General features: G+C 46.8%; 14 protein-coding genes and 1 tRNA gene. 1 reads left to right on the forward strand and 14 read right to left on the reverse strand.

The genetic code is table 11. The features are described from left to right. Nucleotides 1–13: 13 nt before the first annotated feature. Both MHI01_RS08845 and nrdR read right to left on the reverse strand, forming a co-directional pair. A tRNA-Ala gene (locus tag MHI01_RS08845) sits at nt 14–86 on the reverse strand. Nucleotides 87–271: 185 nt separating this feature from the next. After that, entirely contained in the window at nt 272–739 is a 468-nt protein-coding gene (gene nrdR, locus MHI01_RS08850) for a transcriptional regulator NrdR (protein ID WP_036609807.1), read from the reverse strand. A 116-nt stretch (nt 740–855) separates the two neighbouring features. Here nrdR and MHI01_RS08855 point away from each other — a divergent pair, with 116 nt between their 5' ends. Next, nucleotides 856–1,077, forward strand: a complete 222-nt coding sequence (locus MHI01_RS08855; RefSeq protein WP_017689472.1) for an alpha/beta-type small acid-soluble spore protein — start codon at nt 856–858, stop codon at nt 1,075–1,077. An 82-nt stretch (nt 1,078–1,159) separates the two neighbouring features. On the opposite strand, the gene MHI01_RS08860 is transcribed toward MHI01_RS08855, so the two are convergent. The 12 genes from MHI01_RS08860 to MHI01_RS08915 form a co-directional block, all read right to left on the reverse strand. Then, nucleotides 1,160–1,723 (reverse strand): lytic transglycosylase domain-containing protein, encoded by a 564-nt coding sequence (locus tag MHI01_RS08860; RefSeq protein WP_036609809.1) that lies wholly within the window; start codon nt 1,721–1,723, stop codon nt 1,160–1,162. Next, the gene (coaE, locus tag MHI01_RS08865; RefSeq protein WP_340982956.1) at nt 1,720–2,316 is read right to left on the reverse strand and encodes a dephospho-CoA kinase; all 597 of its coding nucleotides are present in this window, start codon (nt 2,314–2,316) and stop codon (nt 1,720–1,722) included. The genes MHI01_RS08860 and coaE overlap by 4 nt, the downstream gene beginning before the upstream one ends. Nucleotides 2,317–2,325: 9 nt before the next feature. After that, nucleotides 2,326–3,099: a manganese efflux pump gene (locus tag MHI01_RS08870; RefSeq protein ID WP_445255470.1), complete on the reverse strand. Its 774-nt coding sequence runs from the start codon at nt 3,097–3,099 to the stop codon at nt 2,326–2,328. 142 nt (nt 3,100–3,241) lie between these two features. Continuing rightward, entirely contained in the window at nt 3,242–4,069 is an 828-nt protein-coding gene (gene mutM / locus MHI01_RS08875; protein ID WP_036669994.1) for a DNA-formamidopyrimidine glycosylase, read from the reverse strand. Between the two features lie 118 nt (nt 4,070–4,187). After that, a complete protein-coding gene (polA, locus tag MHI01_RS08880) occupies nt 4,188–6,842 on the reverse strand; it encodes a DNA polymerase I (protein ID WP_340982957.1) in 2,655 nt (884 codons plus the stop codon). 234 nt (nt 6,843–7,076) lie between these two features. Then, the gene (gene phoU, locus MHI01_RS08885; protein WP_036609819.1) at nt 7,077–7,736 is read right to left on the reverse strand and encodes a phosphate signaling complex protein PhoU; all 660 of its coding nucleotides are present in this window, start codon (nt 7,734–7,736) and stop codon (nt 7,077–7,079) included. A 63-nt stretch (nt 7,737–7,799) separates the two neighbouring features. Beyond that, nucleotides 7,800–8,555, reverse strand: coding sequence for a phosphate ABC transporter ATP-binding protein PstB (pstB, locus tag MHI01_RS08890; RefSeq protein ID WP_036609821.1), 756 nt, complete (start codon nt 8,553–8,555; stop codon nt 7,800–7,802). A 227-nt stretch (nt 8,556–8,782) separates the two neighbouring features. After that, the gene (locus tag MHI01_RS08895) at nt 8,783–9,964 is read right to left on the reverse strand and encodes a methyl-accepting chemotaxis protein (RefSeq protein WP_340982958.1); all 1,182 of its coding nucleotides are present in this window, start codon (nt 9,962–9,964) and stop codon (nt 8,783–8,785) included. Nucleotides 9,965–10,116: 152 nt separating this feature from the next. After that, nucleotides 10,117–10,845: a response regulator transcription factor gene (locus tag MHI01_RS08900; RefSeq protein ID WP_036609823.1), complete on the reverse strand. Its 729-nt coding sequence runs from the start codon at nt 10,843–10,845 to the stop codon at nt 10,117–10,119. A 279-nt stretch (nt 10,846–11,124) separates the two neighbouring features. Continuing rightward, nucleotides 11,125–12,945, reverse strand: a complete 1,821-nt coding sequence (pnpS, locus tag MHI01_RS08905; RefSeq protein ID WP_340982959.1) for a two-component system histidine kinase PnpS — start codon at nt 12,943–12,945, stop codon at nt 11,125–11,127. A gap of 43 nt (nt 12,946–12,988) precedes the next feature. After that, on the reverse strand, nt 12,989–13,336 hold the full coding sequence (locus tag MHI01_RS08910) for a cupin domain-containing protein (RefSeq protein ID WP_340982960.1): 348 nt from the start codon (nt 13,334–13,336) through the stop codon (nt 12,989–12,991). A gap of 299 nt (nt 13,337–13,635) precedes the next feature. After that, nucleotides 13,636–14,505 (reverse strand): SDR family oxidoreductase, encoded by an 870-nt coding sequence (locus tag MHI01_RS08915; protein WP_076209096.1) that lies wholly within the window; start codon nt 14,503–14,505, stop codon nt 13,636–13,638. Nucleotides 14,506–14,522 lie beyond the last annotated feature (17 nt).

The following is a 14,522-nucleotide window of genomic DNA, read 5'->3' on the forward strand; positions in this document are numbered from 1 at the left end:
GCGTTCTTGATTATGGAGCCTAGGGGGATCGAACCCCTGACCTCATCGCTGCCAGCGATGCGCTCTCCCAGCTGAGCTAAGGCCCCAGGATATGAAATAGATAACTTGTCCAGCGCTGCTACGTTCCACAGGCGACTCCTATATCATATAAAATCCAGCTTTCGCTGTCAATCACTTTTTCAAGATCCAAAGTGATTGGAGAAGAACAACCGATTTCTCTGGTACACACGGACTGGAACTCCAGACTGCTCTTCTCCCTTTACCCACTTCACTAATCCTCCAGATCGTCTTTGGACAACAGGGATTTCAGTTCTTTCATGAACATATTGATATCTTTGAACTGGCGGTATACCGACGCAAAACGGACATACGCCACTTCATCGACTGGAAACAACTGTTCCATCAACAGCTCACCAATCTGGCGACTCTCAACTTCAGCATCGGCTGTATTACGCAGAGATTTCTCCACTTCAGATACCATCATCTCCAGGGTCTCTACGGAGACTGGACGTTTCTCACAGGCACGAATAAGCCCGCGGAGAATTTTGTCCCGGCTGAACTCTTCACGACTGCCATCTTTCTTAATGACGATCAGTGGAGTCTCCTCAATCATCTCAAACGTTGTAAATCTTCGGGCACACTGCTCACACTCACGGCGACGACGAATGGATTTTGCTTCGTTGGCCGGACGCGAATCAAGCACTTTGGTACCCATATAACCGCAATAAGGACACTTCAAAACAGATCACTTCCCACGTTTTACTTTTTACCACATATTCCCTGTACTGATTTTGTAATGAAAAACGCATTGCCGACACATAATACTTTTACCAACCCGCGAGGAGGTGAACAGCAATGGCACAAAGCAATGGTAACTCCAACAACTTGGTGGTAACTAAAGCTTCCGCAGCACTCGAGCAAATGAAATATGAAGTTGCTCAAGAACTCGGAATCAGCATCCCACAAGACGGATACCAAGGTAACATGACTTCTTACGAGAACGGTTCGATCGGTGGATACATCACGAAGCGTCTGGTAACAATTGCAGAACAGCAATTGGCAGGTCAATACCAATAATATCTGCATCGTAATACGCTACACAGAGGAGCATGGAGCGGCCGGTGAACAACCGGCCTGCTCTGTGCTTCTACTTATATACTTAGAACGTATTATAGATCTTTACATACTGATTATAATAGTAAATGACTCTTTGTACATAGTGACGCGTCTCACCAAACGGAATATCTTTCACTGTATCGAACGAGCCATCCCATACACCATCTCTAAGCCAACTGTTCACTTTGCCTGGACCCGCATTATAGGCAGCGATCATAACTGCTTCATTGCCATCGAATTGATCGGACAGATTCCGCAGATACCATGTGCCTAACTGAATATTTCGTTCTGGCTCGTGCTTTAATTCCTCCAGCGAAGTGTCGGGAATTTTGGCTTGTTCCAGTATCCAGTTCGCCGTGTCCGGCATCAGTTGCATGAGCCCAATGGCACCTCGTTTGGATTCCTTGCTTGTCTTAAAATTGGTCTCCACCTTGATAATGGAAGCAATTAGAAACGGATCAACCTCATAGCTCTGAGATTGGGCACGGATCTCTTCCTTATAATGTATGGGATAGAACCATGCCATCCAGTTTGTATTCAGAAATAACACCAGTACAAAGGAAACAAACATCAACAGCAATACACGTTTCTTACGCAATATTCTCATAACAAACCCTTACGCTGTAGATATGAGTCAATTTGCTGTTCCGTCTCAGGCCATAAGCCGCTGTTATCGATGACAATGTCAGCCAGCTGTTTTTTGCGCTCAATATCCATCTGTACATCCATTCGAGCCTCAGCCTGTGCTGCAGTCATTCCATCCCGACTCATCAAGCGATCTCGTTGCACCGATCTCGGGACATATACAACCATGACTTCCTCGAAACCGTCCTCCAGACCTGATTCGTAGAGCAAAGGAATATCAGATACCACAAGTTTATCCGGATGTTGCAACGCGTATGCAGCAGCCCGTTCGCTCATCTCTCTTCGGATCGCCGGATGTGTGATAGCCTCCAATGCCTTTCGTTCCTCTGGTTGTTGAAAAACAATACTCCCAAGCTTTTTCCGATCCAGTGTTCCATCTTCGTTCAGTATGGCTTGTCCAAACCGCTTAACAGCGGCGGCCAACACGGGATGCCCGGGCATCATAACTTCCCGGGCAATAACGTCTGCATCGATGAGCAACGCTCCCTTACTGGCGAGATAGGCGGAAACACTGCTTTTGCCTGTCGCGATCCCGCCGGTTAAGCCTATATTCATCGTTTCACCTCATAACAACTTCATTATTCCCATAATCATTAACAATAGCGCTGGCAATACAGACAGTCTTCGCATCCAGCGCAGAGCTGAGAATCGTAGGCCAACCTTCATGCCGAGTGACAGAAAAGCCCCACTAAACAGTGCAATAATGAGTGCTGTCCATAGTGTAGGGAATCCCAGAAGTGCCGCTCCCAAACCTGCTCCAAACGCATCCAGAGACAGGGCAATACCCAGCCACATCGCTTCTTGAGCAGATATACTCCCCGAGTTATCCATATCCGCCTTGGAGGGACTGCGAAGGATCTGAATGACAACGCCCAGCTTGCGTAGCTCCAGTGTAAATACCATTCGTTCCAGTGATCCATTTGAAGCCGACTGCTCCAGATCCAGTGCGAGCACCTGATTCCTGCCCTTTGAAGCCGACAGTCTCTCTTGTGCTTCTCCCACTCCAGTTACCTTTGCTTCTGCTGCCTCACCCATTCCAGTGTCTGTTTCCAGCTGTTCTTTGCCTTGCTTTCGAATTAGTTGCAACAGTGACCATGCACCAATACCTATCAATATAACGGCTCCCACGATCGAAGCGATATCCGGTGACACCACATGGGACAACAACACACCTACTTGCATCGACAAGGCAATAACCAATCCCGAACAGATCGAAATAACAGCGATAGATAACAGGGGAATCTTAGTCCTCCGTAACCCATATGTAATCCCGACTCCAAAACCATCTAAACTAAGCGCCAAAGCAAGCGCCAGCAATGAAATAAAATGATGCAGCACCCCGGACTCCTCCTCTGTGCGGTACTCGTGCCAACTGAAGATGCCAGTATGGGTATACGCCCGCTTATTTCTGCCATATCAGTATATGGAGGGAGGAATCCAAGGGTGCTATGATTTCATCATTTCGTTCATTCAGTTCATGTTACAGCAGCTGACAGTTCGGACAAAAATGTGTTCCACGGCCACCAACCACCGTTTTTTCAATTAACGTACCACAAGTTGTACAAGGTTCTGATTTGCGTCCATAGATTTTCAGTTGATGCTGGAACATCCCCATCTCACCCTGTCCATTCACATAGGACTTGATGGAAGATCCACCTGCATTCACTGCATCTTGCAACGTAGCCACAATCGCTTCATGGAGCACCGTTAACTGAGCTTCGGTCAGTGTCTTGGCGATGGTCTCGGGATGGATACCTGCGCGAAATAGAGCCTCGTCCACATAAATATTCCCGATACCAACCACATATGCCTGATTTAAAAGTACAGCCTTGATTTTGGTTGTACGCTTGCCAACCGCCTCGCGGAATGCAGTTACCGTAAAGGCTGGATCAAGTGGCTCCAGTCCCAGCTTCAGCAGAGGTTTGGACACCAGTTCCTCACCTGCATTGAACAGATGCATCGTACCAAATTGACGCACATCCTTATAACGCAATTCCGTACCATCATTAAAATGGAAGATCACATGTGTATGTTTCTCCACATCTTCATGCTGCTCGTACACACCGTATCTTCCTTCCATCCGCAGATGGGAGACAAGCACCAGCCCGTCCAGCAAAATACGCAAAAACTTGCCGCGGCGCTCCACCCCAATGACGGTATGTCCCGCGAGTTCCATTGCAAATGCATCTATGTCGTCCGGCCGCTGAATAATCCGCGGCAAGCTAACGGTAACATGATCAATCGTTTTGCCCACAATAAGTTGATTCAATGTTCTTCTGACTGTTTCGACTTCCGGTAATTCCGGCATGATGTTCTCACCTCCCCTATATTATAACGGAAGATGGCGCTCAGCGGGACCCTTTTCTTATATCTCAAACATGGAAGGGCCTATTGTAAAATACCGGAAAAACCGCGCAACACTTGATTTATTTCGCTTCGTACCAGTTATCACCAAAGCTGACTTCTGCTTTCAGCGGAACCGACAGTTCCAATGCTTTTTCCATGACAGAAGGCACTAATTCCTTCATCAATTCCAATTCATCCGCAGGCACTTCGAATACAAGTTCATCGTGCACCTGAAGCAACATACGGCTCTTCAACTTGCGTTCCCGTAGCGCTTCATCCATCTGTACCATGGCCAGCTTGATGATATCTGCCGCTGTTCCCTGAATCGGTGTATTCATCGCCGTACGCTCTGCGAAAGAACGCAGGTTGAAGTTACTGGCATTAATCTCTGGCAGGTAGCGACGACGTTCCAACAACGTTTTGACGTAACCATCCTGGCGAGCTTCCTTCACAATATCATCCATATATCGGCGCACACCCTGGAATACTTCAAAATACTGATCTATAAACTGCGCGGCCTCTTTACGCGTAATATGCAGGTTTTGTGATAAGCCATAATCACTTATTCCATACACGATACCAAAGTTAACTGCCTTGGCGGAACGACGCATATCCCCATCCACATCCTCAGGCTTCACGCCGAATACATCCGAAGCGGTCTTTGTATGAATATCCATATCATTGACAAATGCTTCCTTCAAGCGCTCATCGTCCGAAATGTGGGCTAGTACACGCAGTTCAATCTGGGAATAGTCTGCTGCCAAAATGGACCATCCAGGTTCGGAAGGAACAAATACCTTCCGGATTTTGCGACCTTCTTCCATCCGAATCGGAATGTTCTGCAAGTTCGGGAATTGACTGCTAAGTCGTCCCGTTGCAGCAATGGTCTGACGATAATACGTATGCACCTTGCCATCCCGATTGGATATCTCTTTGAGCAATCCTTCTACATAAGTGGATTGCAGCTTGGCAAGCTGACGATATTGCAGAATATGCTTGACCACATCATTATAAGGAGCCAATTTCTCCAATACTTCCGCATCTGTGGAATAACCCGTTTTTGTTTTCTTCACCACTGGCAAGCCCAGTCTATCAAATAAAATCTCACCCAGTTGCTTTGGTGAATTCAGATTAAATTCCGTTCCTGACAGCTTGTAAATCTCAGCCATCAACCTGCTGATCTGTTCTTCAAACTCACTGCCTAAAGCCTGTAGATCGGCTGTATTGGCCTTGATGCCCTGTTTCTCCATGTCTGCCAATATACGTGACAACGGCATCTCCAGTTCATGGAACAGTGAATTCATCTCATCCGTTTCCAACACCTGCTCCTGAAGTGGAATAATGGCTGCTACTGCAGCAGCTTTGCGGCATAGGAAATCACCCAAGATCTCCACTTCCGGTACCTTGTACTTGGCCCCTTTGCCCATAACCGTGTCATCCTCCACAAGTGACGGCAGACCATACTTGGTCGTGAGTCCACTAATCGTCTGGTTGGATTCGGTTGGATCAAGCAAATACGCTGCCAGTTGTACATCAAATGACGCACCAGCAAATTCAATGCCATGCGCATGCAGGGCCAGGTCTACACGATGAAGATCATAACCCCGCTTTGGCTGGTCTGAATTACCAAGCCATGCCCGCACTGGAGCCGCAGCCTCGGAATGAAGCAATTCAGGAGATATGAACGTATACGTTCCAGCGGAACCTACAGCAAGTCCAATCAATTTCGCTTGGTGCGGGTTATCCCCATGTGTCTCCACGTGGAGTACATCAATGGAATCGAGGGAACTGAACAGCTCACTGATGTTGTCCTCTGTTGCAATGGAGGATTCAACTTCGGCAGCAGGGACCGCTTCCTGTTCAGAACCGATGCTACCACTGAACGACAGGCGTTCGAGCAAAGATTTGAATTCCAGCTTAGCTAGTGCAGGGCCAGCATGTTCTTCTTTTAATCCCGCGAATTGCATATCCTCCCACGTCTGCTCCAGCGGAACTTCCCGGTGAATCGTCGCGAGTTGTTTGCTCATCCGGGCATCTTCGGCATGGGCCTCGATCTTTTCTTTCATCTTGCCTTTCAGTTCACTTGTGCCGTTCAGCACATTCTCTACCGATCCGAACTGGTGCAGCAGCTTCAACGCTGTTTTCTCTCCAACCCCTGGAATCCCCGGAATGTTATCGGACGCATCGCCCATCAGACCCTTGAGATCAATGATTTGCAACGGCGTCAGGCCATAACGCTCCTTAATCTGAGCAGGATCATACAGCTCAATATCGGTTACCCCTTTACGCGTCAGCCCGATATGTACATGTTCGGAAGCAAGCTGCAGCATATCTTTGTCACCCGATACAACGAGCACCTGTCTACCCGCTTCATCTGCGCGTTTGGTTAACGTTCCGATGATGTCATCCGCTTCAAATCCAGCGAGCTCAAACTGAGCAATGCCAAGTCCTTTCAGCAGTTCTTTGAGCAAAGGGAATTGCTCTGACAACTCTGGTGGTGTTTTCTCCCGTCCACCCTTGTATTCCTGATACCCTTCGTGGCGGAACGTGATTTTGCCTGCATCAAATGCAACCATGACATGTGTAGGTTTATGCTCTTCAAGCAATCTCAGCAGCATCGTAGTGAAGCCATATACCGCATTGGTATGCAGACCTTTCGAGTTGGTCAGAGGCGGCATTGCAAAAAACGCCCTGTAAATAATGCTATTTCCATCTATGAGAATAAACTTGTCCATTCCAGCACCTCGCGTATTATATGGTCAACCTCTTCAAATTACATCTACTCTCATGATACCATACCCACCTGTCACATCAAAAAGAATAGCCTCTTTCACTTCACATTTAATCGCAAAAAAAGAACCTTCTCCACAGACAGCTGTACACTGCCTACCTGAGAGAAAGTCCTTTTCCATTCATATGATTGCATCACTTAATCAGTACTGATTCCCCAATTCCAAAGCAATGCTCTTCTATTGATTCAGATCCGGACGTTTACCTGTCACCAGGTATACCGTGCTCTCACCAATGTTGGTTGCATGATCGCCAATTCGTTCAATGTAACGTCCAACCATCATCAGCAGCATAGCCTGAGAAGCCTGATTAGGATGCTCTGACATTAACGTGTAGAGATCACTGATCATGTGGCTGTACAGTTGATCGACCTGATCGTCTGTCTGAGCCATTTTGTAGGCCAGGTCTGTGTTTTCTTTCAGGAAAGATTCGATGGATTCATCAATCATGGATTTCACGATTTCTGCCATTTGCGGGATATCCACCAAAGGTTTAATTAGCTTCTGTCCATCCATACGGAGTGTCACCTTCGCCACGTCGAGCGCAAGATCTCCCATACGCTCCAGATCACTGGAGATTTTGAATGCCACGATAATACGTCTGAGATCCTTTGCCACCGGCTGTTGTGTGATGATCAGTTTGGAGCCAAGTTCCATAATTTTGTCTTCAAGGGCATTCAGATTCGCATCATTCTTGATGATGACCTGAGCTTTCTCCGCGTTCATCGTTTGTAAACTCTCAATAGCACCATCCAATGCTGCTCCTACATGTTCACCCATTTGTTTGAGCAAGGTACGCAGCTCTTCAAGCTCCTGATCAAATTCTTTTCTGCGAATCATAGATTTCATGTCCTCCTTATCCATCATCTCCGGGTATGCCGGGATCATTCCAATTCAGCTCGCTTAACCGAACCTTCCAGATATATAATCCTCGGTTCGGGAATCTTGCGGTGTGGAGAATAACGTCTCCGTATCAGCTGCCTCCACCACTTCACCATTCAGGAAAAATACCGTGCGTCCAGATACCCGTGCCGCTTGGTGCATATTGTGGGTAACCATAACGATCGTGTACTTGTGATGCAATTCCTTCACCAGTTCCTCAATCTTCAATGTGGAGATCGGGTCGAGTGCAGACGTTGCTTCATCCATCAGCAGAACGTCAGGCTGTACAGCCAGCGCCCGTGCAATACAGAGACGCTGTTGTTGTCCACCAGACAAACTAAGTGCCGACTTTTTCAATACATCCTTCACTTCATCCCACAATGCAGCATGGACAAGACTTTGTTCCACCAACTGATCCAGTTCAGCCTTTTGGGTTACCCCGTGCAAGCGAGGTCCATAAGCCACGTTATCGTATATGGATTTTGGAAAAGGGTTCGGTTGTTGGAACACCATGCCAACTCGTTTGCGCAGTGTCTCCACTTCAATCTCATTACTGTAGATATCGGAGCCGTTCAGCATAACCTGTCCTTCCACACGAACACCCGGAATCATGTCATTCATCCGGTTTAACGTGCGAAGCAATGTCGATTTACCACAACCTGACGGCCCGATGAACGCAGTAACGGTTTTTTCCGGCAGATCCATCGATATATTTTTAAGCGCGTGATGCGTATCATAATATAAATTAAGATTTTCAATGTGAATGAGGTCCTTCATGGATGTTCACTTCTCCTTCGCTGCAGGGACACGGAAACTCCCTTTACGTTGAGACCGATAGTGATAATCTTTCATCGCTGCTCGGCCATCTTTAATATCCTACCCTTTCATTGTAAAAACAGTATCACTTTCATGTTAACGGAATGTAAAAAAGACATCCTTAACCTTCATGATCTGCTTGATGGATCAATCTGATTGCTGATGCCTGCCTTATTGACTACTTTATATTACTCACTATTCGTAACCATCTCATCCAGCTTCGTACGAATGTGCTCTGCAACTTCTCCAGCTTTCCCGCCTTCCATGGCGATCTCCTCTGCTATACGAGACAAATCTCTCACCGCACTGTTCAGTTGTCGGAACGTTGCTCCTCCTGCGGTGACATGCACCGAACTGTCGTCAATCTCCGCTCCGCTTGCCTTAACCAGTTCAACAGTCTGAAGGGTCAATCCACCAATATTCTCTAGCAATGAAGACATGTTCCCCGCAACCTCACGGGTCTGTTTTGCGAGCGCTCGAATCTCGCCTGCAACAATCTGAAAACCTCGTCCATATTCACCGGCATGAGCTGCTTCAATGGAAGCATTCAGGGCGAGGAGACCACTTTGATCTGCCAGGGAGCGAATGGATTGTGCCATGCCTGAGCCTGTTTTGATCGAATTCAGCATGTGATCCGCATGTTGACCTTGACTTTCCATATGCTGATGTACCCGGTTATAGGAAGCATCAACGTGCTTCAAACTCTCTTCGCCCTGCTTGGACAATGCCATGATCTCACGGGCCTCATGAACGGTCTGATTCGCTGCATTCACCAGCTTGGTGACCGCATTATTGATTCTGGATATCTCCTGTCTGCTCTCGGTTACTGTACGTATGCGCTCTTCCGTAACAGCCTGTTGTAATCTGCGAGATAGCGACATTACGTCTCGCATCGTTAGCACACCAAGCAGTCTGCCTTGGTCCGTAACCAGCAGACAATCGTAGAAATGCTGTTCATTCCGTCCAAGTGCGATATCAATAATCGTTGCGGCTTCCATATGAATATCTGCTATAACCGGAGATGTATTCACTACTTGTATGACCGGCTTACGGTAGAATAGATCTGCGGCAAAACGGCCATTTAACATCCGATATAACGTCTCTCGCATTAACAATCCAGTGGGTTTCATCTGCTCATCACACAATACGATACATGGGTGTTCCTGATCCTGATTCATCATCGTGGCTGCTTCTCCACAGGTGGTATGGACTCCGGCGACAGGTACTTGACGATAATAGTCATGTAAATGGATTACAGGTTCTTCAGCAACCACCTTTACTTCATGATGCTGCTGTTCGGATGTTGTTAATTCTTCATTATGTAAAACAACATGAGGCTGGTCAGGTTTCACTTCGAGCAACATGGGCATAAATGCGCAATCTCCTTTACGTAATACCTCCGTCTTGAGGTGGGTTATGTAGGTACAAAGTATCACTCAGATAAGTCCATGCTACTCCCTCTACGTAAAGAAAAATCTTCCTTTATGTTAAATGAACGTAAAATAAAACTCCCCGATCATTGCTAACTTGAATGATGGGGAGTTTTTCTTTTGACAACCAATTTATAACCTACACCACGAATCGAATCAATGTGAACCGATTCCGGGTCCAGCTCCAGCTTTTTACGTAATGAACTGACGTGAACGTCCACGGTTCGTTGACCTCCGATATAATCGAAGCCCCACACAGCGTTCATCAGATCATCCCTTGTCAGTACCACACCCGGCTTTTTGGCCAAATATAGAAGTACTTCGAACTCTTTCGGACGCAGACTGATGGATTGTCCACCCAGTGTCACTTCATATTTCAGAGGATAAATCTCCAGCTCTCCCAGAATAATTCGTGAGCCATCCTTGTCCTCAAGCTGTGGTAAATCTTCACCATTGGAATAACGTCTTAATACCGCATCCACTCGGGCTAATAACTCAGATACACCAAACGGTTTGGTAATATAATCATCGGCACCTGATTTCAGTCCCTGTACAACCTCGGCTTCACCGTTCTTGGCCGTCAGAATGATAACCGGTGTACTAACACCCTGTATTCTTAACTTGCTCAGAATGTCCAGACCATTCATGCCCGGAAGCATCAAATCCAGCAAAATGAGATCAAATTCCTGGGACAAGGCCCGATCATATCCTGCAGATCCGTGATCCTCTGCCGTAACGTCATAACCTTCCTGTGTCAGGTTATACGTGAGTAATCTTGATAATGTAGGTTCATCTTCAATAACTAGTAAACGCTGTGCCATGATACCCCTTCTCTCTTCATAGGTTGTCTGTTGCCACAACACTTTTTCTATCATAGCACTAATTTGTTAACGCGGTGTAAAACAATACACACTTTTTACATTTTGATAGGGCGTGTCTGAAAATTCTGAAGGAAGCAGATTTTTCCGAATTTTCGTTCCAAGCTAGGAAGTTTTCCGCAGGCGTGCCGGGGCACGTCAAGGGAAAGTGACGCAGCAGGGGGCGAAAAGGCGGTAAAAGATGCACTTCAGCGAATTTTGAGACACGCCCTAACCAGACGCCTACATCTCTTCTTCCTGAATGAAAGGAAGGATCACACGGAACGTTGTCCCCATGCCCAATTCACTCTCTACAGACAATTTGCCATGATGCAATTCCACCAGATGTTTAACGATGGAAAGTCCAAGGCCTGTGCCCCCTGAATTACGGGATCTGCCTTTATCAACACGATAGAACCGTTCGAAGATTCGCGGCAAATCTTTTTTCGGTATGCCAATGCCTGTATCTGACACCGCAAAGACAACTTCATCATCGTTATCCATCGTCACCTGTAACTTCACTCGTCCACCATCGGGGGTATAGTTGATGCCGTTGGATAACAGATTGATGAAAATCTGCTTCATCTTGTCCTCATCCGCTTCAATGTACAGTTCCTCCGGAACATGCATTTCCAGACGAATTTGCTTTTTCTCCGCCACCTTGGACAAGGTGCCCAGCACCATTTCGAAGAAAGAGTGTACATGAACAGGTGAGCATTGCAGCGGTGCGCGTTTCGATTCAATTTTGGATAACTCCAGAATATCCCCGATTAATCGGTTCAGTCGATCTCCTTCATCATAGATGATTTTCAGGAATGATCGCTCTGTCTCCTTATCCTGTACCCCGCCACTGAGCAACGTTTCAGCAAAGCCTTTGACCGCAGCGACTGGTGTCTTGAGCTCATGAGAGACATTTGCAACAAACTCACTGCGCATGGACTCCAATCGGCGAATCGCCGTCACGTCCTGCAACAGGAACAACATGCCTCGATACCCACCATCATCTTCGGACATCGGTACTCCATCAATACGGATCAATTTTTCCTCCGGGTTGAACACACTCACTTCTTCATGCATCCGTTCTTTCAATGCAACACTCTCTTCAATGGTACGAGTTAATTCGTAGTGTCTTTTCAATTCAGTAAAAGGTTTACCCGTAACCTTTCCTGCCTGAATACCAAGCATACGCTCCGCTTCCCGATTGACCAGTGCAATGGATTGCCCTGCGTCGATCATGACAATTCCTCCGGTCATGTTCGCGAGGACACTCTGTAACAACGCTTCATTGTCACGAATCGTCTTCAGTTGAGACTGCAAGCTGTCTGCCATTCCGTTTATCGCAAGCCCTAGCTGTCCGATCTCATCTCTACGCGTTACATCAACTCTGGCATCGTATTCCAGCTTGGTGATCCGATGGGCCACTTTTGTAATATGCTCAATCGGGGAGGTTAATCCACGTGCAACCCGATAACTGACAAACGCGACAATTAAGAACAATAGTCCAAGTGCAGCAAACATAATCATCCAACCACGCTGAAGCCCTTGATCCACAGCCTGTAGACTCATGGATAGACGAATGTAGCCATCAAATTTGCCGCTAGGTATTTCAATCATGTCACTTTGATCCGAATTCACAGGTAGTGCTACATACAGCATGTCTTGTCCCAATGTCTCACTGTAACGTATGGATTGCCCGTATCCATCTCCGACGGCACCCTTAACCTCCTCACGGTTCAAGTGATTATCCATGGATGCCGGGTCACTCTCGGAATCCCCGATGACCATGCCGTCTTTATTGATGAAAGTTACCCGGGAATCCGTTAGACGATCCAATTCCAGCGCCCGATCTGAATAATACTTTCGTGTGGCTTCCGAGGTTGGATCACTTGCATCATGGAATGGAAAAGTTGCTTTGAGCAAATTAATCTCGCGCACCATGGTTTGCTCCAATGCGGCTATATGCGTAGTCTTAAACACTCTGCCCATCGTATATCCAGCCACAATGACGGATACGCCGATCAGCACCATCATAATGATGGCAAGGCGAATTCGGAACGGTCTCATCTATCTCTTCCTTTATGATCAGATTAATATCTAATGAATTGCTCTACATTGAATCCAGTTCAATTCGGTCCCCACGGGTACCCGGATTGGAAATTACGAGAAACTCCACTTCCTCGTTGCTCTGATTCATCATCTGATGCGGCATTCCGGGTGCAATCTCTATTCCTTCATGGGTTTCCAGCACAAACTTCTCTCCATTAAGTTCCATACACGCTTCACCGCTGAGGATGAAAAAAATCTGACGGCTTACCGAATGATAATGTCGTATTTCAGCCGTTCCTGCGGGCATTCGTTCATGAATAATGCTCAGTGTTTCATTTTGAACGAGATGCCAACCGTCGCACTGTGCACCCCATATATAATGTGCTGCATTCTGTTTGCTCATTTTCATATGACTTGTCCCTCCGAGTATAATTGCTCAATCTATCATATCACAGATTAGGGGACTCCCAATCCTTTCGGTCAGTACTGTGCAATACGCTATTTAACTGCAGTCAGACAAGGCTAATAATAAAATATCATAGTTGTATCAACAGAGATGCCGACTTTTGTAAACAGGTGCTAAACCGCATCTTTGACATACATATTCACCTGATATCAAAAAGGCACACCGCTCAGCCATGCTGAAAGCGATACGCCTCTCTATATAATCAAATTAATCCTATCCTGAGTCTAAACGTTCTTAACGTATTATCCGTTCACCACTTCGCCGCCATTCACATGTATCACCTGTCCGCTTACATACGAAGAATCATCAGAAGCTAGATATACATAGGCGGGAGCCAGTTCATCCGGTTGTCCTGGCCGCTTCATTGGCTGCGTTGCGCCGAACTCACTTACTTTTTTCTCATCAAATGTGGATGGAATGAGTGGTGTCCAGATCGGCCCTGGTGCAACGGCATTAACACGAATTCCCTTCTCAATCACATTCATCGATAGCGAACGAGTGAACGAAGTAATTGCTCCTTTGGTAGATGAATAGTCAAGCAGAGTCGGGCTGCCGCGATAGGCTGTGATGGAAGTTGTATTAATAATCGTACTGCCCTTCTTCAGATGTGGCAGGGCTGCCTGCGTCACATAGAACATGCCAAAGATATTGGTGCGGAATGTACGCTCCAGCTGTTCTGGTGTAATATCCTCCAAATTCTGCTGTGGATGCTGTTCTGCTGCGTTATTCACGACAATGTCCAGTTTGCCCAGTTCATCTACTGTCTGCTGAACCGATTTCTTCGCAAAGGCATCATCACCAATGTCACCTGCAATCAAGATGCACTTGCGTCCTTCCTGTTCGACCTGACGCTTCGTTTCCTTGGCATCTTCGTGCTCGCTAAGGTATACAATGGCAACATCCGCGCCTTCCTTGGCATACGTAACAGCAACAGCACGTCCAATTCCGCTGTCACCCCCTGTAATAAGCGCCACCTTACCCGTCAGTTTACCTGCTGCCTTGTATTCAGGCTTCTCAAATTCCGGTCTGGGATGCATCTCTGATTCGATTCCGGGACGTTGATCCTGATGCTGCGCTGGCATTGTTTTTTGATTTTGTGGTGTAGTTGACATCTAACATTCTCCTCTCA

It is taken from the genome of Paenibacillus sp. FSL M7-0656 (assembly GCF_038003225.1).
GTDB classification, from domain to species: Bacteria; Bacillota; Bacilli; order Paenibacillales; family Paenibacillaceae; genus Paenibacillus; species Paenibacillus amylolyticus.